Annotated in this window: 21 protein-coding genes; 9 read left to right on the top strand and 12 right to left on the bottom strand. The window is 64.7% G+C overall.

The annotated features are described in order from the left end of the window. The first annotated feature begins 1,852 nt into the window (after nt 1-1,852). Nucleotides 1,853-3,169, top strand: a complete 1,317-nt coding sequence (locus CFB47_RS37320; protein WP_089464247.1) for a replication initiation protein — start codon at nt 1,853-1,855, stop codon at nt 3,167-3,169. Between the two features lie 94 nt (nt 3,170-3,263). On the opposite strand, the gene CFB47_RS37315 is transcribed toward CFB47_RS37320, so the two are convergent. From CFB47_RS37315 to CFB47_RS37300, 4 genes are all read right to left on the bottom strand, one after another. Further along, nucleotides 3,264-4,295 (bottom strand): ParB/RepB/Spo0J family partition protein, encoded by a 1,032-nt coding sequence (locus tag CFB47_RS37315; RefSeq protein ID WP_089464246.1) that lies wholly within the window; start codon nt 4,293-4,295, stop codon nt 3,264-3,266. Next, nucleotides 4,288-4,983, bottom strand: a complete 696-nt coding sequence (locus tag CFB47_RS37310) for a ParA family protein (RefSeq protein WP_011350423.1) — start codon at nt 4,981-4,983, stop codon at nt 4,288-4,290. The genes CFB47_RS37315 and CFB47_RS37310 overlap by 8 nt, the downstream gene beginning before the upstream one ends. 1,645 nt (nt 4,984-6,628) lie before the next feature. Then, nucleotides 6,629-7,294, bottom strand: a complete 666-nt coding sequence (locus CFB47_RS37305; protein WP_256946855.1) for an AraC family transcriptional regulator — start codon at nt 7,292-7,294, stop codon at nt 6,629-6,631. Nucleotides 7,295-7,303: 9 nt separating this feature from the next. Further along, nucleotides 7,304-8,428, bottom strand: coding sequence for an MBL fold metallo-hydrolase (locus CFB47_RS37300; protein ID WP_089459705.1), 1,125 nt, complete (start codon nt 8,426-8,428; stop codon nt 7,304-7,306). 83 nt (nt 8,429-8,511) lie between these two features. Between CFB47_RS37300 and CFB47_RS37295 the strand changes: the two genes are divergently transcribed. Both CFB47_RS37295 and CFB47_RS37290 read left to right on the top strand, forming a co-directional pair. After that, nucleotides 8,512-9,165 carry a TetR/AcrR family transcriptional regulator gene (locus CFB47_RS37295; RefSeq protein ID WP_089459704.1) on the top strand — a complete coding sequence of 218 codons (654 nt, stop codon included), beginning with the start codon at nt 8,512-8,514 and terminating at the stop codon, nt 9,163-9,165. Between the two features lie 198 nt (nt 9,166-9,363). Next, nucleotides 9,364-9,855 carry a flavodoxin family protein gene (locus CFB47_RS37290; RefSeq protein ID WP_089459703.1) on the top strand — a complete coding sequence of 164 codons (492 nt, stop codon included), beginning with the start codon at nt 9,364-9,366 and terminating at the stop codon, nt 9,853-9,855. A gap of 112 nt (nt 9,856-9,967) precedes the next feature. Here CFB47_RS37290 and CFB47_RS37285 read toward each other — a convergent pair whose 3' ends face one another. Beyond that, nucleotides 9,968-10,552, bottom strand: coding sequence for a DUF2889 domain-containing protein (locus CFB47_RS37285; protein ID WP_089464245.1), 585 nt, complete (start codon nt 10,550-10,552; stop codon nt 9,968-9,970). A gap of 728 nt (nt 10,553-11,280) precedes the next feature. Between CFB47_RS37285 and CFB47_RS37280 the strand changes: the two genes are divergently transcribed. Both CFB47_RS37280 and CFB47_RS37275 read left to right on the top strand, forming a co-directional pair. Next, on the top strand, nt 11,281-11,946 hold the full coding sequence (locus tag CFB47_RS37280; RefSeq protein ID WP_089464244.1) for a ProQ/FinO family protein: 666 nt from the start codon (nt 11,281-11,283) through the stop codon (nt 11,944-11,946). 503 nt (nt 11,947-12,449) lie between these two features. Beyond that, nucleotides 12,450-13,511, top strand: coding sequence for a DMT family transporter (locus CFB47_RS37275; RefSeq protein ID WP_089464243.1), 1,062 nt, complete (start codon nt 12,450-12,452; stop codon nt 13,509-13,511). 205 nt (nt 13,512-13,716) lie between these two features. Here the strand turns inward: CFB47_RS37275 and CFB47_RS37270 are convergent, their stop codons facing one another. From CFB47_RS37270 to CFB47_RS37245, 6 genes are all read right to left on the bottom strand, one after another. Further along, nucleotides 13,717-14,142, bottom strand: coding sequence for a molybdopterin-binding protein (locus tag CFB47_RS37270; protein WP_089464242.1), 426 nt, complete (start codon nt 14,140-14,142; stop codon nt 13,717-13,719). 188 nt (nt 14,143-14,330) lie between these two features. After that, nucleotides 14,331-15,830 carry an efflux transporter outer membrane subunit gene (locus CFB47_RS37265; RefSeq protein ID WP_089464241.1) on the bottom strand — a complete coding sequence of 500 codons (1,500 nt, stop codon included), beginning with the start codon at nt 15,828-15,830 and terminating at the stop codon, nt 14,331-14,333. Then, nucleotides 15,827-16,801, bottom strand: a complete 975-nt coding sequence (locus tag CFB47_RS37260) for an HlyD family secretion protein (RefSeq protein WP_089464240.1) — start codon at nt 16,799-16,801, stop codon at nt 15,827-15,829. The genes CFB47_RS37265 and CFB47_RS37260 overlap by 4 nt, the downstream gene beginning before the upstream one ends. Before the next feature lies 1 nt (nt 16,802). Further along, nucleotides 16,803-17,015, bottom strand: coding sequence for a DUF1656 domain-containing protein (locus CFB47_RS37255; protein ID WP_011350409.1), 213 nt, complete (start codon nt 17,013-17,015; stop codon nt 16,803-16,805). A gap of 34 nt (nt 17,016-17,049) precedes the next feature. Beyond that, on the bottom strand, nt 17,050-19,182 hold the full coding sequence (locus CFB47_RS37250) for an FUSC family protein (protein ID WP_089444602.1): 2,133 nt from the start codon (nt 19,180-19,182) through the stop codon (nt 17,050-17,052). Further along, the gene (locus CFB47_RS37245; protein ID WP_089444601.1) at nt 19,179-19,658 is read right to left on the bottom strand and encodes a MarR family winged helix-turn-helix transcriptional regulator; all 480 of its coding nucleotides are present in this window, start codon (nt 19,656-19,658) and stop codon (nt 19,179-19,181) included. The genes CFB47_RS37250 and CFB47_RS37245 overlap by 4 nt, the downstream gene beginning before the upstream one ends. Before the next feature lie 313 nt (nt 19,659-19,971). On the opposite strand from CFB47_RS37245, the gene CFB47_RS37240 reads away from it, so the two are divergent. The 3 genes from CFB47_RS37240 to CFB47_RS37230 all read left to right on the top strand — a co-directional run bounded on the left by CFB47_RS37240 (nt 19,972) and on the right by CFB47_RS37230 (nt 21,851). Next, nucleotides 19,972-20,832, top strand: coding sequence for a MaoC family dehydratase N-terminal domain-containing protein (locus CFB47_RS37240; protein ID WP_179259046.1), 861 nt, complete (start codon nt 19,972-19,974; stop codon nt 20,830-20,832). A 211-nt stretch (nt 20,833-21,043) separates the two neighbouring features. Further along, nucleotides 21,044-21,331 carry a DUF1330 domain-containing protein gene (locus tag CFB47_RS37235; RefSeq protein WP_039369252.1) on the top strand — a complete coding sequence of 96 codons (288 nt, stop codon included), beginning with the start codon at nt 21,044-21,046 and terminating at the stop codon, nt 21,329-21,331. Nucleotides 21,332-21,389: 58 nt separating this feature from the next. After that, nucleotides 21,390-21,851, top strand: a complete 462-nt coding sequence (locus tag CFB47_RS37230; protein ID WP_143330920.1) for a hypothetical protein — start codon at nt 21,390-21,392, stop codon at nt 21,849-21,851. Between the two features lie 147 nt (nt 21,852-21,998). Here CFB47_RS37230 and CFB47_RS37225 read toward each other — a convergent pair whose 3' ends face one another. Next, on the bottom strand, nt 21,999-23,699 hold the full coding sequence (locus tag CFB47_RS37225) for a dihydroxyacetone kinase family protein (RefSeq protein ID WP_089464238.1): 1,701 nt from the start codon (nt 23,697-23,699) through the stop codon (nt 21,999-22,001). Between the two features lie 620 nt (nt 23,700-24,319). Here CFB47_RS37225 and CFB47_RS37220 point away from each other — a divergent pair. Beyond that, nucleotides 24,320-26,593: a LamG-like jellyroll fold domain-containing protein gene (locus CFB47_RS37220; RefSeq protein ID WP_089464237.1), complete on the top strand. Its 2,274-nt coding sequence runs from the start codon at nt 24,320-24,322 to the stop codon at nt 26,591-26,593. The last annotated feature ends 11 nt before the right edge of the window (nt 26,594-26,604 follow it).

Here is a 26,604-nt window from a genome sequence, read left to right as displayed (position 1 = left end):
GCAACGCTTGTGAGCCGTCCGATTCTGCTCAGGAACGCATCGCGCACGTTGCGCGAGTCACAGGCTTTTCATTCCGCAGCTTGGGTTGCCCGGCGTCCCAGACGGGTGACGATGCCTGCACAGCATGTCGATTCCTGTGGCCTTGCCTGATTGGTGAGCTTTTACAGGATTCAAAACTGTCGGAAGGTGAGCATGTTCGGGATCATCGCTCGAATTCGATTGCGGTGAGCTTCTTGGTTGCCCACATCTTCACGTTGGTTCGCGGCGTGCCCTGGATCGACCCAGGAGCCGGCGACGCGTGCCGACAGTGCGATCCACCCGGTTCATCTGCGGGAAGCCGTTCCAGGCCTCTCCTCGTGGCCGTGGCGCACAGCATCGAAATTCGGTTGATGGCGCCAAAGGTAGAAAGTTGGAAGACCACCGAGGCAGACAAGCGAACGACACCTGTTTCCTCCGTACACGGTCCACAGGCTAAATTTGACGAGAGACGCGCGCGGGCGAACGGAAAAACTTGTCCATGGACAGCGAAGCATGAGTGCAAAAAACCCTTCGGCTGCCGTCCCGGATGATTTCAAACTGCTGTGAACGAAACCAGCGAGATTGGTGTTTCCGGATCGCTGATCTGCTTTTCGGGTCTACAACGGACGCAGTGGCGGTCACGGAGCCGCTTTTTGGATCCCATAAATGGGAACCTGTACGTGGAAACGGGGCGTTTCCACCGTTTTTCTCCCATAAGTTTCTACGTTTCAGGCTCATGTGAGTGTGTACTCACCTCTTTTGGAAGCCTTGTCGGGCCTGAAGCCTGTGTTGAACAGGGTGCCAAGTCATTGTTTCCAGGCGCGAATCGAGGGGTTGAGATGCCAGGGACACCATAGACGGCTCCCATTGGTAGCGGTTTATGGGGTTCGTCTTTCTGTGGAAGCACACGTGTGTTTACATCTTTTGTAAACCACGTTTACTTCTTTAACTACTTTTAGACGGCTCACAGCCTTATCTGACAAGGGTTTGAGGGGTGTTCGGTACCCATTTATGGGAGCACAGGTGTAAGGGCTTGGGAGTTAAGGTCTGTGGATTTGGGGATTCGGGTACCGCGTTGTGGGGAATTGGGGTTGTGGATATGGGGCAAGCGTACCCGGTTATGGGAAATCGGCCTGGAAACGCATTGGGTAGTCGTCTATGGGGATGCCGGAGGGTAGCCTTTTATGGGGCGCCTTTTGGGATCAGTGAACGCCGGGTCGCACAGTGATTTTTCTCAGGTAGCCGGTTATGGGGCACCTCAAAGGTAGCCAGTTATGGGTCACATTTGGGGCGGCTCGATTGCCTTTCTCCAGGATTTCCTGCGGCGCGCTCCCACGGACAGGATCGATGGGACAGACAGGTAACCTTTTATGGGGAAAACAATGGGTTGCCGTTTATGGGAGCGATGGTTGCCTTCAGGGCTGAAATCAGCGCAGCCATCGAAGCCGGAGCCTGTCGAAAGGTACCCTCCTGTGGGAATCGGTGAAGGTAGCAAGTTATGGGAAGAAACCTGGTCGGTGCTGCGGAGCACCACGAATTCACCCAACGATCCCGATTCTCCACATTTGCTTCCCATGGATGGTTACCTTGCCAAGGGCAAATCTCATGCCGGGTTTCCACGTCCGGGCATGAAAGGTAGCGGCTTGTGGGAAGCATTATTGTCGAAAGGTAGCTGGATATGGGGTCCCGCACAAATCTTCTGATTGAGAATTTTCCTTTTATATCGGGAGGTTAGCGGAGACAGTGCAAGTAAAGCCGGAACAAGGACGTTGCTCCTCGGCGGGAAAAGGTATAAAGTCCGCTCTCAACAAGGTCACCTTATCCGGACATTACGATGCCGCGCAAGCCCGCAAGCAAAGGCTCAGACAAACAGGTTTCACTGTTTCAGACACCCGAGCCTCCCGACTTGCTGCGCAAGGCGGTCCAGGCGATTCATATCGCGCCCAAGTCCGGAAAGATCGGCCTGCAGCAGCGCAAGATGTTCAGCTCGCTGATCAAGAACGCGCTTCGACAGGAAGCGTTCGAGCCGGGCCGGACGAGCTTCTCGATTTCGCTTGCGTCGCTTTCGCACGAGAGCGGGTTGAACAGCAACAATACGAAGTACGTGAAGGACACGGTCAACTCGCTGATCAGTACCGTCGTCAACTGGGACTATCTGGCCGCGGATCGGTCGACCGTCTGGAAAGCGTCGGGCCTGCTCGCCGGCGCGGAGCTCGAGCAATCGGTGCTGAAGTACAGCTTCTCCGACCAGATTCGCAGCGAGTTGCTCAACCCCGAGATCTACGCACTGATCGATATGCGGATCGCCCGCGAGTTCCGGCGGTCGCACTCGCTCGCGTTGTGGGAAAACACGGTGCGCTACGAGGGGATCGGCATCACCGCGAAGATCCCGCTGCCGAAATTTCGTGACCTCATTCTCGGCCAGGACAAGGCGTCGCAGTCGTACAAGGAATACAAGCTGTTCAAGAGCAAGGTCCTGGTGCCGTGCATTCAGGAGGTGAACGAAGTTTCGGATCACACGCTCGAGTTGATCGAACACAAGTCCGGCCGGAGCGTGGAGGCGGTTCAGTTCAAGGTGACGCGCAAGCAGAGCACCGATACGGTGGAGGATGGCGACGTCAAGAATGAAGCGCTGGTCGAGGAGGTCGCGAAGTTCGGCATCCCGCGCTCGGAAGCGCGCCGGCTGATCACGCAATATGGCGTGCAGCGCATCAAGGCGGCGATTGCCTATACGCTCAATCGGACTACGAAGAAGAATGCGGCCCCGATCGACAACGTGGCCGCGTATTTCCGCAAGGCGCTGACGCACGGCTACACGCTGTCCGACGGGCAAGGAACGGAAGCGGCGGCGCCGGCGAAGGAATCCGCGCAGAGCAAGCAGGAACAGATTCGCGACAAATATCTGGCGGCGAAGGTCGAGGAAGCCGGCGCGTATTTCCGCGAACTGGAGATCGACGACCAGACCAAGCTGATCGAGCGTTACAACGAGACGGTGGCGGGCTCGAAGGACCTGACGCTGTCGCCGAAGAAGAAGGCGAGCAAGCTCGCGCAGACCAGCTTCTTCCGATGGCTCGCGCTGGATACGTGGGGCGAACCGACCTCGGACGACTTGCTGGAATTCCTGCTGAAAAGCAGTCTCGCCGGCAACTGAACCAGGCCTCGCAGCCGGATGTGCGTCGCGCGCCGGGCGTTGTCGTCCGGCTTCGCGGTGCAACGCGGATGCGAGGCCTTCTGCCTTTCGCGCGTTACTGTTGAGTGGTCGTTGCCAGTTCGGCGACGTACGCGTCGATGACGGTCTTGAGCTTGTCGGCGAGCGCTTCCTGATGCGATGCGTCGACGCCCTTGAGTTGCAGATCCAGACGCCCGTCCGGATAGGTTTTCAACTGGCCGATCGCTCGCGATTCGAGCGCGAAGTCATGGCGAACGCTGTAACGCGTACGTCCCGCTTTCTTGCTGCCGTCGCTTTGCGCACGCAGGAAATTCTCCAGATCACGAACCGATTTTTTCCGGTCGATCACGGCCGTTAGCAGCCGGTCGGCAGTCGACTCGCCCAGGCGTTCGAAGATCAGCTTCAGGAAGTACGCCGCCTGCAGGCCGACCACGTCGTTCGCGCTCGCCATCCGTTCCAGGAGTGTGTTCGGGAGTGCGTTGAGCGACAGCGTCTTGCTGATCGATGCCTTGTCCTTGCCGATCTTTTCCGCCAGCGTGTTCTGGTCGGAAAAGACTTTCTCGTCGAGGAGACGCTTCCACGCGACCGCATCGTCGAAGATCGTCTGGCGTTCGTGGTCGTGGTTCGCGCGATACGCGATCGTGTAGAGCTGCTCAGGCGTGTGATCCGTGCGGAACGTGGCGTTGATGGTTTCATCGCCGTTGATGCTCGTCGCGCGGAGCCGGCGTTGCCCGTCGATCACCACGAGCTTGCCGGGAAACTCCGGGAGCCGCGTAACCTTGATCGGCTCGATCTGCCCTTCCCGTTTCAGCGTCAGGGCGAGCTCGTGCAGGCTCGACTCCGAGTAGAACACGCGCGGGTTGAACGGGTTCGGAATGCAATCCTTGACCAATACCTTCTGAGGCGCGCCAAGATCCGGTGCGCTGGCCGGCGTGGCCGCGGCCGGCCCGACGGCGGGCGCCGTTTCGCCGACGACGTTCGGTGCGGCTGCCGGTTCGGGCAGCCGCGTTTCGAGTGCCGCATTCTCCTGCGCGAGTCCGCGCAACAGGCCGGCTGCGAGATGCAGGTTGCCGGTCGGCTTCTTGTCTTTCGATGTGTCCTTAGCCATGGGCGGCTCCGGTAGCGCGCGTCGACGCGATGTATTGGGCCATTTCCGTGACCAGCTTTTCGATTTCCGCACGGGCTTCTTTCAGGCCCTTCAGATATCGATTGTGGTGATGGATCGTGGTGCCGAGCGCAAACGTCTGACGGTAGACCTCGCGCTGCGCGATCTGGCTGTCGAGCAGATGCTCCCCTATTTCTTCAGCCCTTAGAATTTTTAAAATTTCTTCACGCATTTTAGTTTTTCCATTAACGCTATTCAGCATTAATGCGGAAGAAAGATTTGGGTTACGGACGGATCGCATCGACTCGATCATGCGGATCATCGCGACCGTGCTGTAGAGATCGGCCGGCGACGGTGACAGCGGCACGAGGCAAAAGTCGGCGACTTCGAGTACGGAGGCGATTCGCGGGTCTTCGAGGTTGCCGGGGCAGTCGACCACGATCACGTCGAAGTTCGCGTCCTGCTTCTTGATCTCGCCGCCGATGCCGCGACCGGCAGGGGCCAGAGAGAGAACCGTCATCGGCAGCGTGTTCTCGCCGCTCGTCACCCACCGGACCGACGTGCCTTGAGGGTCGGCATCGATCAGCGCGACCTTGTTGCCGCCCGCTTCGAATGCAGCGGCGATATTGACGGAGATGGTTGTCTTTCCAGTCCCACCTTTTTGATTACTGACGGCGATCTTGAAAGCCATTAAATTTCTCCACGGAGTTTTGCGTAATATATGCAGTTATTGTCCAAATGTCCAGAAAAGCCTTCGACACGATGTATGTCTTAAGGATCGATGCAGTTGTCACGTGACAAGTGGGCCGAACGGCTAATGAGTCAGTCGTGATTGACGGTCGAGTAAAAATAAAATTGACGACCGAAATTGAAAAGTACGTACGGGGACTGAGAAGAAATTCGACGAATCTCAATCTCAATGTCGATGGCTGCGTTGGCAAATGGAGATTGGAGCGCTTGAGATCGTAGTGTTCGCGGTAAAAAAATCACCACGATTTCCGTTAGTTGGTTCACGTCCGTCGCAAGGGAAACTTGGTTGTCACGTGACAAGTAGCAGGGATTTGCTCCTTCTCGACATAATCCGGCGCCAGGTCATCTCTCCTTCGATTGCACCTAAGGCTATGGGGAGATCATTCGACGCTCGAAATCTGGATTTTGGTTTGGACATGGGTGCTTCTGGCCAGATGAGTTGTCACGTGACAATCGGTTCGGAGCGGCAGGTCGCGTCGATGCCGAATCGGCTCCAGGACGACTTGTCATCGGACTTCATAGTGCATGAGCGTATGGATCGCCAAAGAAGAGATTCGTATCGTGGTCCGGTCGCGATATGCGATTTCCTGGGGGAACTGGCTGGGGCGTTGTCACGTGACAACTGAAGTGTTGTATCGGGGAGATTGCGTGCTGAAGCGACGGGTTGCGCCGTATATCTGGCGTGGCGCCTATGTCGAAGAGTCTCAGTCATCAATAGGTCCGCAGATATGGGGGGCTACATCGCTGACTATTTGCGATCACGTGCGAGAAGGAAGGCGCCGGTCAGCTTGCTGCGTTGTGCGCACGAGTGAGTATAACGGGCTTCGTTGATATGACCCCATTTAATCGGAGTGGTCTGGCCTCCATTGCGAGTGTGCTGTACGGAAGGGGAGGGGCTAGGGCTTGCCGCGAGGATCCTAGGGTTGCGTGACCAGTACAGCCGAGAGCTTCTGCGCTGCAGCTATGCAAATGAGGCTGCGATTTGCAGCGAACTCGAGGGTTGATGGCCACATAGCAACTCAAACGGGCCGGATCGTGAAACATTTTCAAGAAATTCGGTGTTCACGGAAATCCTTATCTGGCAATGGGTTGCGCTATATTCTTCATGTTGTTTCACGCAAAATCACCGAGATCAGCCCCGTAAATAGGGGCGCATGGCCATTTCGGATTGTTCGAGCCAGAGGCGATGTGAATATGGGTCATTTTGTATTTTATGATACGTAAAATGTTGTATTTGAAACATCTTCGGTCGATATTGATGCCGAGACAAATCGAACTGAGGCGAATCAGATGCATCTGAGCAGGGCATCGAGCGCCTTCCTAGGCGCCTGCGCGGATCTAGCTGCGAGAGTTGTCACGTGACAACGCACTCTCTCACCGCGCAAATCGAGGGTTCGCAGCGTGGCGCGAGACTCTCGATATGAGACGACTTGCCTCTAGCCAATGAACACACGTGATTGCGGATACAGGTCCGACGCCGCGAAGCGCCCACGAACCGTTCGATACTTAGCTTGAAGTCGCGGCGGGCCGTCGAGCAATCAATCCGGAGTTGGCAACAAGCGCGCATCTCGCTGCGATCGTCTGGCTCAAGCGGGTCGCCCTTCACGCGTGAAGGGCCGACACAAGCATTCTGCGGATACCTGCGCCGCAAGATCGTCGACCCACTCGTCGTAATGGGTCCGCAACCACTGGTTTGCCCGCGACACGCGGTTGCCCTGACTGCCGGTGGACGCTATCTGACGCAGACGGGCACCCTGGTCGCTCGTCAACAGACGGTAATAGATTTCCCGCTCGACGTACGGAGCGAGAACTGCGATGGCGTTCGAGTCATCCAGCAACGCCAGCAAGCGGTTCACCGCGTCGTAGAGCAGTTCGTTCATATCGCCGACGACGAGGCCGCGGCCTGCCGGGGTTTCCTCGTGATCCGCTGCGACCAGCGCCATCAGTTCAGCCGTGACGCGAAAATCAAGCTTGAGCCCGATTCCGAGAAATAGCCTTTCGCGGCTGGCTTCGATGACCTGTGTCGAACCGGGCAAGTCGAGGGACGTGATCAGAAAGCGGTTGGCGTCGCAGAGATACACGTCGCCGCTCTGAGTGGGCCGCATCGTGCCCTGGACGACGAGACCGAAGCTCGGCTCGACCATGCAGTTCATCGGCTGCGTTGTCGCCTCCCGTCGATGTGCGGGTACGCCGGCAACGCGCCTGCCGGAGTCGCGGCCTTGCCGCGCTCCGAGGAAAAAATGGCCGACGATCGGCGGGTTCTACTTCGTGGCCTGCGACGCGCAAAGCGTCCAGCGGCGCGATTTCGTCGCAACCGACGTCACGCGCTCGTCGACCGTGCGCCACCACCGCTCGCCGCGATGCGGTTCGTCGAGTGCGAGGCGCTCGCCCATCCTGGGCGTCGACAGATCGACGCCTCGCACGATCGCCAGTGCCGTGACGCGCTCGAACGGCTCCTGCCAGCGATGCATCGCGAGATCGAACGTGCCGTTGTGAATCGGGACCAGCCAGCGTCCGCGCAAATCGATGTGCGCCTGCACGGTCTCTTCCGGCTGCATGTGCACATACGGCCATTGCGCGTCGTATGCGCCTGTTTCGATCAGCGTGACATCGAACGGCCCGAGGCGCTCGCCGATCGTCCGGAAACCGTCGAAGTAACCGGTGTCGCCGCTGAAGAACACGCGCAAGTCGTCGTCGACGATCACCCAGGACGCCCACAGCGTGCTGTTGCCGTCGAACAGGCTGCGTCCGGAAAAGTGCTGGGCAGGGGTCGCGGTCAACGTCAGGCCGGCTACGTCGACGCTTTGCCACCAGTCGAGCTGGCGAACTTTCTTCGCGTCGATGCCCCATTCGATCAGGCGGTCGCCGACCCCCAGCGTCGTCACGAACACGCCGGTGGTGGCCGCAAGCGCGAGCACCGTGTCACGGTCGAGATGATCGTAGTGATCGTGCGACAGGATCACGCCGCGCAGCGGCGGGAGATCTTCAAGCGCGATCGGCGGCGCATGAAAGCGCTTCGGGCCGACGCGCCGAAACGGCGACGCGCGCTCGGCAAACACGGGATCGGTCAGCCAGAATTCGCCGCGCAGCTTGAGCAGCAGCGTCGAATGGCCAAGCCGGTACAGGCTGCGATCGGGGGCCGCGTCGAGCGCCGCGCGCGTCAACGAATCGACGGGTAACAGCCCTGTGGGCACGGTATTGCGCGGCTTGTTGAACAACATGTTCCAGGCGATCCCGAGCGTTTTGCCCAACCCCTCGACCGGACGGGGCGCGACATTGCTGAAGCGCTCGCCATTGTGCTGCGGCGAGCCGCCGGACAGCGCGCGGCCGCGCCGGGCGGCCGCCAAACCCAGAATGCGATGAATCAAAACGAGAGGCGATGCCATGTCGGTTCGTCCGGAAGATAAAGTACACTAAACAGTGTAGTTTATTTCTGGGATAAGTAAACTACCCGGTGTAAAATTTCTGAATGGATCCCAGTACTCCCCCTCAGCGCCTGACCGATCGAAAGCGCGCGGCCATCGTCGATGCGGCCATCGAGGAATTTCTCGCGTCCGGTTACGACGCGACCAGCATGGACCGCATCGCTGCGCGTGCGGACGTGTCGAAGCGCACGGTCTATAACCACTTCCCGGGCAAGGAAGCGCTGTTCGCCGCCATCCTGCAAAAATTGTGGGATGCGACGCGGACAGGCAGTGCGCCAATCTATCGTGCCGATGTGCCGCTGCGCGAGCAATTGCTCGCATTGCTGGATCGCAAAATGCGCCTGCTCAGCGACGAGGCATTTCTGTCGCTCGCACGCGTCGCGATCGGCGCGGCGATCCATTCGCCGGAACGTGCGCGTGACATGGTCGAGCGCCTCGGCGAACGCGAGGAAGACATGACGGTCTGGGTGCGGACGGCCGCGGCGGCCGGACGCCTGTCCGTCACCGATCCCGTATTTGCCGCGCATCAGTTGCACGGTGTCGTGAAAGCATTCGCGTTCTGGCCACAGATAACGATGGGCCAGCCGCCGCTCGCGGAGCCGGAGCAACAAAAAGTCGTTGAATCCGCCGCCGACATGTTTCTCGCGTACTACGCGCAGCCGGAACATGCCGACGCATCGCGCGGCGTAACGGACTGACCGTATGTGTATCCGGTCGAACTTGCGTGAATCGAACCTGGCGCAACGCGCATGATCGATGCGTGCCTCGCACCGGCGAACGGGCAAGTCGGCAGATCCTCGGCTGCGAACACTGGGTTGCCTCATCGGACCTCTGGCCATTCCGCGGAAATCGGCGACGCCGTCAACGCACCTGAAACCGAACGTGAGTCACGACGAATGAAGACGCTGTTGATCGTCTATCACACGATGACCGGAGGCACGCAACAGATGGCCGAAGCGGCCGCCGGCGCTGCGCGCGAGCAAACCGGCGTCGACGTGAGGCTGCTGCGCGCCGATGCGACGAGCGCGGACGACGTACTGGCCGCCGACGCCTATCTGTTCGCAACGCCGGAGAATCTCGCGGCAATGTCCGGGCTGATGAAGGATTTCTTCGACCGCTGTTACTACGCGGCGCTCGATCGCGTGAACGGCCGCCCGTATGCGGTGATGATCTGCGCGGGAAGCGATGGGCAGAACGCGCTGCGCCAGATCGACCGGATCGCGACCGGATGGCGGTTGAAGAACGTGGCGCCGGGCCTGATCGTCTGTACCCACGCGCAGACGCCGGAGCGCATCCTCGCGGCGAAGACGATCGACGGCGATGATCTCGCGCGCTGCGCGGAATTGGGCGCTGGGCTTGCAGCGGGGCTCTCACTGGGCGTTTTTTGATCGCCGGCGCTGCAACTGCGATGGCCGGTCGACGCACGATCATGCATGCGACGTGCGCGTCCTCGAGCGGCAACGACCGTATGGTGCGCGGGACTGGCCGAATGCCCGGCCCTTAGCTGCCCTTTGCCGCCTCGGAAGGCCGGTGATATTCGGGCCAAAGACGTTTCACGAGATCGCGCGATGCGCCATAGGCATGGCAGCTGTCGATCTTGAGCGGTTTTCCGTCGCTGTCGCGCGCCTCGAGTGACGACTTCCGCATGCCGACCATCGTCTGATAGGCCGTGGTGGCGATCGGGCCGAGCAACTCCTTCAGGTGCGTGCACGTATCGCAGGACGGCAGGCGCTTGCGAATCTCGCTGTTCCAGCCCGCGCCGATGCTCAATCCGACGAGCGCCTGCAGCGAGTCGCCGCCGCCCGGGCACTGCGCATACGGATGCGACCGGAGGAACGTGGACACGGCGCGCACGACCATGTCGGCGTCGAAGACCAGCGTCACGCCGAGGTCGTGGATCGGCGACAGCGCAGCCACCGTCCGCGTGCCGCCCGGCGGCGTGAAATCAAAGGTTTTGCGGTCCGCGAGGCAGGCCGTTACTTCGAACCGGCCGTCGCTGCGCCGATAGCCGCGCATGTCGATTTGCCGATGGTGAATCTCCTCGCGCGTGACGCCTTCGTGCGGGATGTCGTTTGGGGGAACCATGTCTATGCTCCGTTTCGTGCAACCGGTTCGTTCTTTTGCAGGCAAGCGGGATGTCGGTGGGTCGCTGGTCGGTCGCGGGGAAACGGGCCGCCGCACGCCGCCGACGACATCGATCCGGCCATATTACGCACTTTTCGGCCTCTTCGTGCGCCACGGGATGGGTGCGGACGCAACGAGTCGTGTGCGGGCACCGATGCTGTCGAACGGGTACGGCACTTGCGCCGCTCCATCGCCGTGATCGTCGATTCGCACGCAGCCGACGCCGCTGCCCGGGATGCAAAATCGCAGCCGGGGCCGAGACGCACCGGTGCGGCGGGATCGCGTTCGACGTCCCGAGGCGGAATGCCCCGTATCGGGCGTCGATCGGTGCCGCCGGAGCAATCGCAGCACGGAAAACGGCCCCGATTCCAGCCAACGAGCGCGAACGGCGTGACTTCCGGAAACGTATCCATATAATGCGCAACACGACCGCACGGACGCATTTCCGGTACCCCGAATCGGGCCAACGCAGACCAGTGAGTCAACCGGCCGCCGCGCGTACCGGTATACTTCCACTCCTGCCTTGTCCGGCATCGTGGCCGGGTGCCTGAAAACAGAGTGGCGTGCGCGATGCGGCCCCGTAGTGTTCCGCATCGGCGGCAGACGGGTCGCACGCATGGCGGCGAAGCTTGTGCGCCGCGCGGCATGGCCGCACGAACCACACCTTATATTCCTGGTGGATTGAATTTATGGGTTTTGAACAACTTGCCGAATTGCGGGCGCAGCTCGCAGCGAAGGCCAAGCAGGAGCGCAACGCGAAGCGGCCGGCAGCGCCGGCGGACACCGGCGCGAAGCCGAAGTCCGGCGACCAGCCGCAGCGTGGCGCCAAGCCGGCTGCGGCCGGCGGCAAAGCGGCGCACCGCGCGAAGCCGGCTTCGGCGAAGCCGGCGGCGCCGGTCGATCCGGTCATCGTTGCGATCGGCAAACTGCAGCGTAAGTTTCCACGTGCGTTCCCGAAGAATCCGGCCCCCAAAGTGCCGCTCAAGGTCGGTATCTGGGACGACCTCGCCCGTGAAGCACAGGCCGTCGGGCTCAACGAAGCCGAACTGCGTGAAGCGATGTCGACGTGGTGCCGTGGCAACCGTTACTGGTCGTGCCTCGTCGAAGACGCGGTGCGGGTCGATCTGCAGGGTAACGAAGCAGGGCGCGTCACGCATGACGACGCAGCGCGGGCCCGCCGCCTGAAGGCTCGTCGCCCCGGCAACAAGGGCGCGGGGCAATCGGCCAAGGGCGCGCCCCAGCAGCCGAAGGCCGAACAGCCGGCCGAGGCCGCCGCAGAGCCGCAATCGGCAAACGTGGAAGTGCAAGCCGACGCAGCGCCGCAGGTCGAGCAGCAAACGGCCGGAAACGCGTAATCCGCACCGCGCCGCTGCATACCGCACGGCGCTTTCCCGCAGGCACATCGCCTGCGGTGGATGACCCGACAGACTGACCTGCCTCGACCGAGGCAGGTCAGGACTGCTCCCTCCGGTGCGCCACGTGCCGGGCTCTCATCTATCCCACCTCGAACAGACCACGCGACCGCACGAAGAAAGTTCGCCGATCGGTGCTGCACGTGCGTTGTTTCGACGTTGTCGTTTGCGCATGAACGGTACGCATGCCGCGAATGTGGCAACGCTTCGTTCGATTAATTCGTTTTCCTAAAGTAACGGCATACGGAAACCGGCGACTGGCGCATGGACGATCGCACTCGGTCACCGTGACATGATGACGCGCGATAATCACGTCGGGGCCGTCAGGTCGCGCAGCAAGCTGGCCGGCTGCCATGCAGCTTTCATTGCGAAAGGGGGCGAAAAGCCCACCGCGAGCCAACCTGCTGCGACGGCCAGCGCCTTTCAACGTCAATTCGAACCGGATCATGCACTCGAGACATTCCGCGATTCTCGTCGCACTCACCGCTGCCGCGCTGTTCGGCGCCGCAACACCGCTCGCCAAGGCGCTGATCGGCGCGATGTCGCCATTCATGGTCGCGGGCCTGTTCTATCTCGGCAGCGGCGTCGGGCTCGGTATCGGGATCCTGCTTCGCCGGCTGCACAACCGGCATGCGACGACCGCCGACGCGGCGCCGCTGCAGCGTGCAGACCTGCCTTGGCTGGCCGGCGCGATTGCGGCGGGCGGAGTGGCCGGCCCGGCGTTGCTGATGCTCGGGCTGTCGAGCACGCCAGCAGCGACGAGCGCGTTGCTGCTCAATCTCGAGGGCGTGCTGACGGCCGTCATCGCTTGGGTCGTGTTTCGCGAGAACGTGGATTCGCAGGTGTTCCTCGGGATGGTCGCGATCGTCGCCGGCGGCACGCTGCTGTCGTGGACGCCGGGCCATGCAGGCATGCCGGTCGGCGCGTTGCTGATCGTCGGCGCCTGCCTGTGCTGGGCGGTCGACAACAACCTGACCCGCAAGGTGGCCGCAAACGATGCGATGGTCATCGCGTGTGCGAAGGGGCTGATCGCCGGCCCCGTGAACATCGGCATCGCGCTGGCGACCGGCGCGACGCTGCCTGCTGTCCCGGTCACGGCTGCCGCGATGCTGACGGGGCTCGGCGGCTACGGAATCAGCCTCGTGCTGTTCGTCGTCGCACTGCGTCATCTCGGCAGCGCGCGGACGGGCGCATATTTCTCGATCGCGCCGCTGTTCGGCGTCGTGCTGTCGCTGCTGATCTGGCCCGCGCTGCCGCCCGCGACGTTCTGGATCGCTGCCGTGCTGATGGCGCTCGGCATCTGGCTGCACGTTCGCGAACGGCATGAACACACGCACACGCACGAGCCACTCGAGCACACGCATCGGCATCGGCACGACGAACATCATCAGCATGCGCACGATTTTGCGTACGACGGCAACGAACCGCACGCGCATCCGCACATGCATCTGCCGATCACGCACAGCCATGCGCATTTTCCGGACATTCATCACCGGCACCGGCATTGAGCGCGTCATGAACAGCAGGCGATACGGTGCGCAAGGTAACCGTTTATGGGGCGTGCGGCGCATCGCGCGCGCATCTGTTTGCAGCGCCCCGTTGCCGAGCGTGATCGATCGCGGTGGTCATCGTACGCATCCGACCGGTAGCCGCACGGCGTGATTCGTGTGAATGCGCGGTGCCAGCCGGATCGCCATCGCGATCGTCACGCGTTCACTCGACGCCGACGATCACGCTCGATGCCTTGAAGATCGCGGACGCAGCCGTGCCGCTCGCGAGGCCGAGGCGATCGACGCTGTCGTTGGTGACGATCGCGACGATTTCGGCGCCGCCCGCGGCCTGGATCACGACTTCCGAATTGACCGCGCCTTTCGCAACCGACGATACGGTGCCCGCGACGCAGTTGCGGGCCGACACTTTGCTGTTGTCGACGTCGACCATCACGATCACCGACGACGCCTTCACGAGCGCGAATGCCTTCGAGCCGGCCGCGAGGCCCAGCGAAGCCGCACTGCCGTGGGTGATCACGGCGACGATGTCGAGGCCGTCCTGCGTGCGGAGCGTGATTTCGTCGTTGACGGCACCGGTCTTGACGGCGCCGACTTCGCCGGCGAAATGGTTGCGGGCGCTGGTTCGCATGATGGATCTCCGGGTGGATGCTGTGGGGGTTCAGCGGCGAAAGACGAATGGAAATGCATCGGCCAGTTTACCGTCAACGTGGGTGTTCGTCGTCCTTCCGGCGCGATGGCGCGAATCAGGAAAGCCCGCCGCCGCCGAGCGTTTCCCCAAGTGCGCGTGATGTACTGAAGATAACAGCGCTGCCGTAATTACTCGCTGGTCGCGGGCGTCGGGGTGGTGCGCGTGGCGGCGGGACGGGCGTCCGGTGCGGCCGTCGTACCGTCGTCATCCCACCCCCCGCCGAGCGCGAGGAAGAGCCGAACCTGGTCGGTCGCGACCTGGCCTTCGGCTGCCGCCACCTGCGCCTGCGCGCTCGTCAGCGTGCGCGTCGCGTCGAGATCGGAGATGAACGACTCGCGGCCGGCCAGATAGAGGCGATGCGTTTCGTCGGCGGAATTGCGAGCCGATTCATACGCCGTACGCAGCGCTTCCGTGCGCTGCACGTCGGCCGCATAGGTCGCGAGGCTCGACTGCGTTTCGCGCAGCGCGTTCAGCACGACGCCGTCGAAGTGCGCGAGCGCGCCACCTGTTGCGGCTTCGGCCTCCCGTACGCGCGCACGCTGGCCGTTGACCGGAAACGACCAGCTGATCAGCGGGCCGAACGACCAGCGATTCGTCGTGGACGAGAACAGGTCGGCGGCGACACCGACCGAGCCGGCCGACGCACCGATGCTGATCGACGGGTATAGCGCAGCGGTCGCCACGCCGATCCGCGCGGTCGCGGCCGCGAGTTGCCGCTCGGCTGCGCGCACGTCGGGGCGGCGGCGCAGCAGCGCGGCGCCGTCGCCGATCGGAATCGGCTGGCGCAGCCTAGGCAGGCGCTCGCATTCGGCAACGGCCTTAGGCAGGTCGGCAGGCGAGCGCGCGAGCAGCGCGGCGAGCTGGTATTGCGCAACCTTGCGGCGGCCTTCGAAGCGCGGGATATCGGCGGCGAGGGTGCGCACCTGCGTCACGCCGCGCGTCACGTCGGTCTGGTTGCCGCGCCCGGCATCGCGCAGCCGCTGCGATAGCGCGACGCGCTGCTTCTGCAGCGCGAGCGACTGCTTCGCGACAGCCAGCTCGTCGCCGGCCGAGCATGACTCGACGTACGCACGCACGACGTCGGCGACGACCGTGATGCGCGCCAGGTCGCCGGCGGCCCTGACGGCTTCGCTGTCCGCGCGCGCGGCTTCGACGCCGCGCCGCAGCTTGCCGAACAGGTCGATCTCGTACGACACGTTGATGCCGACCGCGCCTTCGTTGACGACCGGCAGCTTGTTCTCGAGCAGGTATTGCTCGGCCGACTCCTGGGCGCGCTGCACGGCGGCTTCCGCGCGGCCCGAGAAGCCGCCCTGCTGGCTTGCGACTTCCAGCGCCGCGCGCGAGCGCGCGAGGTTGGCCGCGGCGACGCGCAGGTCGGTGTTCGACTTCAGTGCATCGCGCACGAGCCCGTTGAGGACGGGGTCGTCGTAGAGCTGCCACCAGTTGCCGGGCACGGCGTCGCGCGACACGAGCGTGCCGTTCGCATCGTCGAGCGCATGGTTCGCGAGCGGCGCATTCACGTACGCCTGCTGCGGCAGCGTGTAATCGGGGCCGACTGACTTGCACGCGCCGAGTGCGAGCGCAAGCGGCGCGAGCGTCGCGGCGAGGCGCAGACCGTGCCGCTTCATTGCGATGCTCCTGCCGCGCTGGCGGCCGTGCCGGAAGCCGCCGATACCGGCGCGACGACCGACGACGCGCCGGCCACCGGCTTCGCCTGGTCGTTGCGGCGCGTGTCGGCTTCGCGCATCGAGACGGTCGCGGTACGGCCCGCGATCATCCGGAAATCGTCGGGCACTTCGTCGAGCACGACGCGCACCGGCACGCGCTGCGCGAGCCGCACCCAGCTGAATGCCGGGTTCACGTTCGGCAGCAGGTTCGCGCCCTGCGTGCGGTCGCGATCCTCGATCGCGGCGACGATGCTCTGCACGTGGCCGCGCAGCGCACGCGGCTCGCCCATCACGATGATGTCGACCTGCTGGCCGATGTGGATGCCGCGCAGCTTGGTTTCCTCGAAGTAGCCGTCGACGCGGAACGAATTGCGGTCGACGACCGACAGCACCGCGCGGCCGGCCGGCACGTATTCGCCGACACGCGGCGCGCGGTCGTTCAGGTAGCCGTCTACGGGACTGACGATCGTCGTGCGCTGCAGGTTCAGCTTCGCGGTGTCGAGCGACACCTGCGCATCGGCGACGGCGGCGTCGCCCTGTTCGACGCGCGTGCGGCTTTCCTCGACCTGCTCGCTCGCGACCAGGTTGCCGAGCTGCAGGTTGCGGGCGTACTCGCGCTTCGCCTGCGCGAGCGTCGCGCGGCGCTGCGCGAGCGTGGCTTCGGCGAGCCGCTCCGCGAGCGTGTAGCGGGCCTGGTCGATCACGAACAGCACCTGGCCGCGCTTGACCTCCTGGTTGTCGGCGACCTGCACCGACGTGATGAGGCCCGCCACGTCCGGCGCGACCTGGATCACGTCGGCGCGCACGTGACCGTCGCGGGTCCACGGCGAGAACATGTAGTAGTTGACGATGCGCCACAGCACGACGGCAGCCACGACGACGACGATCAGGGTGAGCAGGATTTGCCCTGCCGAGAGCCAGGTTTTTTTCACGTTAGGTAGCCACGAGATGGTGGGAAACGATCACGACGGCGGCAAACACGAACACGTAGATGCCGAGGTCGAAGATCGAACGGTGCCAGACGAGGCGGTAGAAGCCGACGCGCTCGAGCACGGCGCGCACGACGATGTTGATCAGGTAGGCGATCAGCATCAGCACGAGCGGGGCCGGCACGAATACGCCGAAGATATCGATTTCGCCGATCATGGTCGCGGTCGGAAGGACGGATGGGAAAGCGGGATCATGCGCGTGCTCCGTCCGGCGCCTGCGGCGGCTGCCCGGCCGCGGCCGGATACAGCGACAGGCGCAGGCCGACGAGCGCGTGCAGCGTGTCGCGCAGCCGGCGATGCGTGGCGGGCGTGGCCGGTGCGGCGGGTGCCGCGCCGTCTTCGGCCGGCGCGGCGGCCGGCAGGTTGCGGCCCGCGACGCGTTGCAGGGCGTCGTCGATCGTCGCAAGCAGCGCGGGCGGCGCCGGCTGGCGCGCGTTCGCGGCGGCGCAGCGTTCGTAGTGATCGGTGACGCCGGCCAGCACGCGGTCGATCGCGTCGGGTACGTCGCCGGACAGCCGGCGGCGCGAGCGGCGCAGGTCGAGCGCATTGAGCGCGATGCGCAGGTCGCGGAAGCTCTCGATCGACGGGTGGCGGTGGTCGTCGGATGCGCCGAGGCGCGGCAGCAGCTGCGTGACGCGGTCGAGCATCCGCGACGCGTGGTTGCGCTGGTCGTCGAGCGGCTGCGTCGACGCGGAGCGCGCGACGTCTTCCCAGCCCGAGCGCAGCAGGCGCCGCACCGCGAGTTCCGCCCCGAACGGCCGCGTCGCACGCGTCCATACATACGCAAAGAGCAGCCCGGCGACACCCGCGAGGTTGCTGTTCAGGAACACGAAGAAATCCGCGTCGTACGCACCCTGGATGCTGATGAAGGTGGCCGTGTTCACGGCGACGAGCATCGTCACCATATTGAACTGCGGGCGCGGCAGCAGCGTGCCGATCAGGATGAACGGGCCCGCGAACATCACGACGAGCATCGCGAAATCGTGCACGTGCGGCAGCACGACGAACAGGTACAGGCCCGCGAACACGACGCTCGCGGTCGTCGCGAGGAAGAACTTGAACACCAGCGGCGCGGGCTCGTCGAGCGCGGCGAAGAAACTGCACGACACGGCCACGAGCGTGACGGCGGCGGCGCCGTCGTGCCAGCCGGACGCGATCCACAGCCAGCTCGCGAACACGATCGCGGCGACGACGGTCAGCGTCGAGAACAGCATCATCCCGCGATCGAAGAAGCGCTCGGTGCCGCCAAGCCGCCAGTGCCGGTAGCGCGGCTGCCAGACGCCCGCTTCATTGCCGATCAGCGCGCGCAGCGAACGGCAGTCCTGCCAGATGTCGATGACCTGGCGCAGCCGCCACAGCGCGTTCGACAGCAGGGCGCCGTCCCAGCTCGCCAGCGCGTCGTCGGCCGGCTGCAGTGCGGCGATGCGCTCGCGCAGGCGTTGCGCGACCGGGTCGTCGGCCATGTCGCCATCGGCGCCGGCCTTGACGGCCGGCAGCGGCGCGTCGAACCATTTCGCGGCATCGGCAAGCAATTCGTCGAGCCCGGCCGGCCGGATGTGCAGGTCGCGCATCAGCGCGATCAACGGATCGGCGAGCGACGACATCAGCGGCAGGAACAACTGCATCCGGCCAGCGAGCGCCTGCGCCCGCGCGAGGATGCGCGGGTGCGCATGGTCGTAGCTCAGCTGGCTCAGCAGGAATTCGAGGCCCGTGATGGTCGCCGCGAGGCGTTGCCGGCACGCGGACAGCGCCTTGCCGGCGATGTGCCCGGACAGCGTCTCGCGGCCGTAGAACGCGGCATCCTTGAACCACGCGTCGGTGCGCTCGATCAGCGTCGGCGCGAGCCGGTTCGGGAAGATCGCGCTGCCCACCACGCTCGCGCACACGATGCCGAGCACGATCTCCTCGGTACGTGCGATCGCGACGTCGAACACGGTGGACGGATCGGTCACGGTCGGCAGCGCGACCAGCGGCATCGTGTAGCCGGCGAGCATGAACACGTAGCTGCGCGCGGTGCGATCGGAGATCGCGAGGTAGAGCAGCGTGCCGCACCAGGTGGCGACGATGATCGCGAACAGCAGCGGTGTCTCGACGAACGGCGGCACGAAGAAGATCGCGGCGGCCGCGCCGAGCGCGGTGCCGAGTGCGCGATACAGCGCCTTCGAGCGCGTCGCGCCGACGAACGGGTTCGACACGATGTAGACGCTCGCCATCGCCCAGTACGGGCGCGGCAACTGGAAATACAGGCCGAGATACAGCGCGAGCATCGACGCGGCGAACGTCTTGCCCGAGAACAGCCAGTCGCGAAGGCTCGGGTAGGTCATGACGTGGCGTCGCCGGTATGGGAGGGGCGCGCGGCGGGCGTGTGCGATTCGGACGCATTGAACGCGTCGAGCACGCGCAGCGTCGCCTCGAGATCGGCGCGCGTGACACCCTTGAGCACCTGTGCGCGCAGCACGCGCAGGTCTTCCTCCATCTTCGCGGTGACCGCACGGCCGGCAGCCGTCAGCGAGATCGTTTTTGCGCGGCGGTCGTGCGGATCCTCGTCGCGGCGCGCGAGGCCGGCCGCGCACAGCTGGTCGAGCAGGCGCACGAGCGATGGCCCTTCGATGCCGACGTATTCGGCGAGCGTGCCCTGGCGCACGCCTTCTCCGAGGCGCCCGGCGATCAGCAGCGGCGTCGCGCAGGCCTCGGACACGTTGTACGTGGTCAGCACGCCGTCACTGGTGCGGCGCCACTTGCGCGCGGACAGCACGAGAAGGCTGCTGACGGCGAGGCGGAGGTCGTGCAGATTGGTCATGGGCGAGATGATAGGGGCAAATTAATTCGATAGCAAACTATCGTTTTTGTCACCCGGATGACACGTCGCACGCGGCCCGGCAGGCATCGTCTGATGCAATTTAGGCGGCGTGCCGGGGATGGTCAAGCTGTAAGGTTTTACCGGAACGGGTGGCGCGTTGGCGGCTGCGATCGAATGGTCAGATGAAAGTCGTCCGGCCGGGCCGCTCGGCAGGTCAGGCCGGTTCGAAGCCGGGGTTCGGGAAATCCGGCTTCGCGAAACGGCGCGCGGCGTGCATATTGAGGCCGTTGCAAGCCACCCGGAGATTCCGCACGTGTCCCTTTCATCCTCGCAGCCCCTTGGCCAGGCGTCGCTCGACGCCTGGCTGGGCAAGACCGAAACGCTCGGCGACGACATCACCGCGTTCCCGCTGAACGCGCTCGCCGCCACGCTCGACCGCCCGCCGCCCGGCGATGTCGTGCCGCCGATGTGGCACTGGCTCTATTTCCTGCCCGTCGCACCGTTGGCCGAAGTCGGCCCCGACGGCCACCCGAAGCGCGGCGGCTTCCTGCCGCCCGTGCCGTTGCCGCGCCGCATGTGGGCCGGCGGCCGCCTGACCTTCCATGCGCCGCTGCGCACGGGGCGGCGCGCGACGCGCGAATCGACGATCGAGAACATCGAGGACAAGACGGGCCGCAGCGGCCGGCTCGTCTTCGTGACGGTGCAGCACCGGATCGAGTGTGACGGCGCGTTGTGCGTCGAGGAGGAGCACGACATCGTCTATCGCGATGCGCCGCAGCCGGGCGCGCCGGCGCCGAAGCCGGTCGCTGCGCCGGCGGGCGAGACGTGGTCGCGCACGGTCACGGCCGACGCGGTGATGCTGTTTCGCTATTCGGCGCTGACTTTCAACGGTCATCGCATCCACTACGACCGCAGCTACGTGACGCAGGAGGAGGGCTATCCGGGGCTCGTCGTGCATGGCCCGCTGATCGCGACGCTGCTCGTCGATCTCGTGCACCGCGAACGGCCCGGTGCGACGCTCGCGAGCTTCGCGTTCCGCGCGGTGCGCCCGACGTTCGACGGGGAGCCGTTCACGCTGTGCGGCAAGCCGTCGGATGATGGCCGGACGATCGAGCTGTGGGCGAAGGATCGCGACGGCTGGCTGGCGATGCAGGCCACGGCGACGCTTGCGTGACGGGCCCCGTTCCGGTTATCCGCATGCGACAGGAGTCGTACGCGGGTGACCGGTGTCGCACGCAGCAAGCCGGCCGGATGCGCGCTCGGCCAGCCCCGACGCTCGTCGGCAATCCCCTGTAAGCTGCGGGCAGGTCGCGTGCCGTTCGCCGGACGAGGCGATGCGCGGCCGGCCCTTTCCCTTTCCACGCAGCGCATCAGGAGCACGCATCTTGGCTACCTACATCGTGTTTACACGTGAAAGCATGCAGGACCAGCAGGAATTCGACCTCTACCAGAGCAAGGTCGGCGCCACGCTCGCCGGGCATCCGGTGAAGGTGCTCGCAGCCTACGGGCCGCAGGAAACGCTTGAGGGCGAAGGCCCGGAAGGCGTCGTGATCGTCGAGTTTCCGTCAAAGGAAGCCGCGCACGCGTGGTATCACGGTCCCGAATACCAGGCCGTCGCCCAGCACCGCTTCAAGGGCGCGCGCTATCGCGCCGTGCTGGTCGAAGGCGTCTGAGCGACGTGCATCGGGTGTGTCCGGCGGCGCGCCGCGACGCCGGACCCCCGGCCCGACGATGAAACCTTCGACTCCCGCCACCGCGCCCGTTCGCCCGCCGATGGGTCGCGCCACGACCGTGCTGCTCGCGATCAGCATGCTGTTCTATCTGGTCGCCATGTTCACCGCGCCGTTCCGCACCGGCACGCCCGCCCCGCATCCATGGGCCGACGGCTGGCAGGTGTTGCTGACGGGCTGGATGGGCTTGCTCGACGGCATCTATGCATGGCTCGCGAATCCGTTCGTCTTTGCCGCCTGGCTGCTGACGGTGAAGCGCTACCGCGCGCAGGCGATCGTGCTGGCCGGTCTGGCGTTGCTGTTCGGGATGAGTTTCCTGTCGCAGCACCAGATTGCCGTCGACGAAGCAGGGACCGTCGAGCCCGTGCATCTCGACGCGATCGGCTATTGGTGCTGGCTCGCGAGTTTCGCCGTGGCGGCGGTTGGTGCGGCGTTGTTGCCCGGGCGGACGAAAACGGGCTGATCGATTGCGGACGGTTCGATGCGAATGTCGGCGGAGGCGAAGCCGACCGGCATCGCAATGATCCACGGCATCGGCACGTCGCGCGCCATGGCGTCGTGCGTGCCGCTGCATTGAAGGCGCACTGTCGCGCCTTCAACCTTCACCCTTTTACGCGATGTGCGCCTGCAACGCACGCAGCCAATACGACACCGCCACCGCGCCGCCGTCCGGTGTGCCGATCGCGCGTTCGCCGAGATAGCTCGCGCGTCCGGCGCGCGGCGTCATGCGGGCGGTTTCCTGCGCGCCGTGCTCGGCGGCTTCGACCGCCGCGGCCCACGCGCTCGCGGGATCGCGATCGTTGTCGAGCGCACGCTCGAATGCCGCGACGGCCGGGACCAGCGCATCGAGCATCGTGCGGTCGCCGGCGTGCGCGCCGCCCAGTTCGCTGATCGAATCCACCGCGCCGCGGAACGCCGCGGCCCAGTCGCGCGCCGACGGCTCGGCGCTATCGGCCAGGCGGCGCGACGCGCGCAGCAGTGCGGTTGCATAGAACGGCCCCGAACTGCCGGCGATCGCGCGGCGCAATGCGGCGCCGAGCGCCGCGAGTGCGCCGGCCGGCGTGCCGTACGCGGCTTCCGGCAGCGCGAGGATCGCCTGCGCTGCGCGCAGCATGCTCGCGCCGAGATCGCCGTCGCCGGCCGCCGCATCGAGGTCCGTCAGCGTCTGCTCGTGATCGATCAGCGTCTGCGCGACCGCGTGCAGTGCCGGTTGCAGGCGCGCGGCCCATGCGCGGCCGGCCGCATCGAGCGGCGGCAACGGCGCCTCCTGCGCGGCGGCCGAGGCCACGCGGATCTGCGTATTCACCGCGCCGCCGCCCGGCCATGCGCGCGCCTGCGTCGGCGCGTCGAGCAGCACCGCGCGTTCGTCGTTCAGCCGCAGCACCGAGATCGAGCAGCCGGGCATGTTCAGCGCCGACAGGAACGTGCCGGCCCACGCGCGTGCGACGACGATGCCGCGCCGGTGCAGGTGGTCGTGCGCGGCGCGCAGCACGATTGCGAGTTCCATGTCCGGCGTCGCGCCGAGGCCGTTGACGAACAGCGCGACGCGTTCGCCGCGGTCGAGCACGAGATCGGCGACGATGCTCGACAGCAGCGTGTCGACCAGCGCATCGGCCGGCAGCGGCGCGCGGCGTTCGACGCCTTTCTCGCCATGGATGCCGAGACCGAGTTCGATCTCGTGATCGCCGAGGCTGAAGCCCGACTTGTCGGCGCCCGGGATCGTGCAGCCGTCGAGCGCGACGCCCATCGTGCCGAGTTCGGCCGCCGCGTCGCGCGCGATCGCCGCGACGCGGGCGAGCGGCAGCCCGCGCGCGGCGGCCGCGCCGGCGAGCTTGTGGATCAGCACGGTGCCGGCGATCCCGCGCCGCTGGCCGCGCTCGACGCGGCCGCGCAGCGATACGTCGTCGGCGACGATGACCGTCTCGACCGGAATGCCTTCGGCGCGCGCGAGTTCGGCGGCGAGCCCGAAATTGAGCCGGTCGCCGGTGTAGTTCTTCACGATCAGCAACGCGCCGTTCGGGCCGGCGGTGGCGCGGATCGCGGCGAGCACGGCGTCGGTGGACGGCGACGTGAACACTTCGCCGCAGACGGCCGCGCTCAGCATCCCTTCGCCGACATAGCCGCCGTGTGCGGGCTCGTGGCCGCTGCCGCCGCCGGAGAGGACGGCGACGGGGCGCTGCGCGGGTTCGGGCAGCGGCTGGCGGACGAGCACGTGCTCGTCGCCGAGGATCGCGACATGCGGCGACTGCCGCGCGATGCCTTCCAGCATTTCTCGCACGACATCGGACGGGCGGTTGACAAGCTTTTTCATGGCGACGGGTTCCGGACGGTGAACGAGGCCTGGCCGGGCCCGCACGGGCGCCGGACGGCCTTTCGTGTTGCGCAGGATCGTGCGGGCGCTGTCGCCGGGGGCAGGCGGTCATGGAATGGATGACCTTCCGCACGGGCGAAGCGACGCGCACGCTTCGCGCCACGATACATCAGGTTCGGACGTTGATGTATGGAGTGCGGCGCACGCCCCCACATGTTGTGAGATGCGCGACCTTTGGCCGTGCATTCCGAGCGAGGCAAGAGATGCAAGTTCGGCCGCAGCCGTCAACGCCGAACTTCTATCGGCAGGTGGGTCGTCGGATTCGAGGTGGCGTGCTTCGCTGTGAGCGCGCTACGGACAACAGATCATGCCCAGGCTCGACTTTGTTTTGTTCTACGGCGGTGGCCGGCCGCTTCGCGCATTCCTCAATCCGTGCGTCACATATGTGACAGCTGCGTGTCATGAGTGAATATGTTTTTTTTCGCTTGATTACCTCCCTGTCGCACTGGATAGAATGCTACGCGTTCCTGATGAATACGGAACGGTTCGTACATTTTTTTTGCTTCGACCATAGCTAAAAAACTGGGGATCCCAATATGCGAGACAACGGAGCATCGACGATGCCATCCGAGGAAATCGTCCCACTCGGCGACATCGAGAATATTGCACGACGCCATTTCGTGATGGGGCTTGGTGCCGCGCTTCTGGCCGGATGCGGCGGTGACGGAAGCGACGTGGTGACAGGCGGTGAGCGACCATCGACGAACGGCATCGGTCAGGCGTCCCGAGGTGCTCCGGCTCCGGACGGTATCGACGCAGGCGCGACGTCGGCAGGCACTGCCCAAACCCGCACCTTCACGCATCCCGGCTTGCTGCATACCGACGCGGATTTCGAACGCATGCGCGCTAAAGTCGGCGCCCACGCTTCCCCGTGGATCGACAGCTGGAACGTGCTCGTCGCCAACGGTCACACGCGCCTGACGAACAAGCCGAACCCGCAGGTCGGCATCTATCGCGGCAATGATCCCACGCATGGTCAGAACTACGGCGCGCTCTACAACGACATCGCCGCCGCCTATGGCGACGCGCTGCGCTGGAAGGTGTCGGACGACAAACGCTATGCCGACAAAGCCGTGGAGTATCTGGACCAGTGGGCCTCGACACTGACGACGCTTGGCGGCAGCGACGTGGCGCTCGCCGCCGGCATCTACGGCTACGAATTCGCCAACGCAGCTGAAATCATGCGCGGCTACAGCGGCTGGAGTGCGGCCGGGCTTGCCGCGTTTCAGGCAATGATGCGCAATGTCTTCTACCCGGTCAGTCACGCTTTCCTGACCCGTGTCGACACCGCGATGGACACGCACTACTGGGCCAACTGGGGCCTGGCCAACATCGCGTGCATCCTGGCCATCGGCGTGCTGTGCGACGATGCCGGGCTCGTCAACGAGGCCGTCACCCATTTCAAGACCGGCGGCAGTAACGGCTGCATCCGGCAAGCCGTGTACTACCTGCACCCCGGCAACCTCGGGCAATGGCAGGAAGCCGGCCGGGACCAGGGCCACAGCACACTCGGCATTGCATTGACGGGCGCCATTTGCGAGATGGCGTGGAATCAGGGCATCGACCTGTACGGCTACGACAACAATCGCTTTCTGGCGGGCGCGGAATACGTGGCCAAGGCCAACCTGAAGCAGGCGGACGGCGCGTTCTACACGGTGCCTTTCGTCACGTACCAGAACAGCGCCGGCGTCACCCAGACGCAGTTCGCCGCCGGTGGGCGAGGCGACGCCCTGGGGCGGCCCTGCTGGGCATTGGTGGCCAACCATTACATCAACCGCAAAGGTCTGGCGGCGCCCTATACCAAGCGCGCTGCCGAACTGGTGGCACCGGAAGGTGGCGGCGGCAACTATGGCCCGAACAGTGGCGGCTTCGATCAGCTTGGCTACGGCACGCTCACTTGCACGCTCGACCCCGGCACCCCCGCCGCAACGCCGACCGGCCTGACCGGGTACGCGAGCGCGGGCAAGGCGGTGCTGTCGTGGTGGGGCAGCAGCAACGCCGTCAGCTACAACGTGAAGCGCGCCACCATTGCCGGCGGGCCATACAAAACCATCCAGAGCGGGATCACCGATCTGCTGACCTATACGGATCTGCCAGCCGCTGCCGGCACGTATTTTTACGTCGTGACAGCGCAAACGATTGCGGGCGAATCGGCGCTCTCCAACGAAGTGAAAGTGGTCACGGCGCAGCAGCTGCTCGCGCACCTCACGTTTGATGAAGGCAGCGGCACCACGGCCGCCGATAGCTCGGGCAACAGGCGCAATGGCACGCTCAACGGCGCAACGTGGGCAGCGGGGCACAACGGCAACGCGGTCTCGCTCAACGGCTCGGGCGCGTATGTCGCGTTGCCCGACGATTTGCTGGTCGACGTGTCGGACTTCACCATCGCCAGCTGGGTGTTCTGGAACGGCGCGCAAACGTGGGCACGCCTGTTCGACTTCGGCACGGGCTTCCACCGCTACATGATGTTCACGCCGCGCGCGCAGTTGCGCAACGGCTGGGCCGGCATGCGCTTCGCGATGACAGCCAACGGCCCCGGTGACGGCCCGCCGGAGCAGATCATCGATGCCCCCACCGAGCTGCCGAGCAAGCGATGGGTGCATGTGGCCGTCACGCTATCGGGTTCGACCGGCACGATCTACGTGGACGGCACGCCCGTCAGCACCAACACGGCGATGTTCCAGGCGCCGTTCCGCCTTGGCCCTACCACGCAGAACTGGCTGGGCAAATCGCAATACAGTGCCGACGCCACGTTCCACGGCCTGATCGACGATTTCCGCATCTATCGCGGTGCGCTCAGCGCTGCGCAGATTGCGTCGCTCATGACGAGTTGATCACGCAGGGC

The sequence above is a fragment of the Burkholderia sp. AU27893 genome, from assembly GCF_002223205.1.
In the GTDB taxonomy this organism is placed as follows: Bacteria; Pseudomonadota; Gammaproteobacteria; order Burkholderiales; family Burkholderiaceae; genus Burkholderia.
The sequence above is the reverse complement of the archived record's forward strand: the minus strand, read 5'-3'. Positions and strand labels throughout refer to the sequence as shown.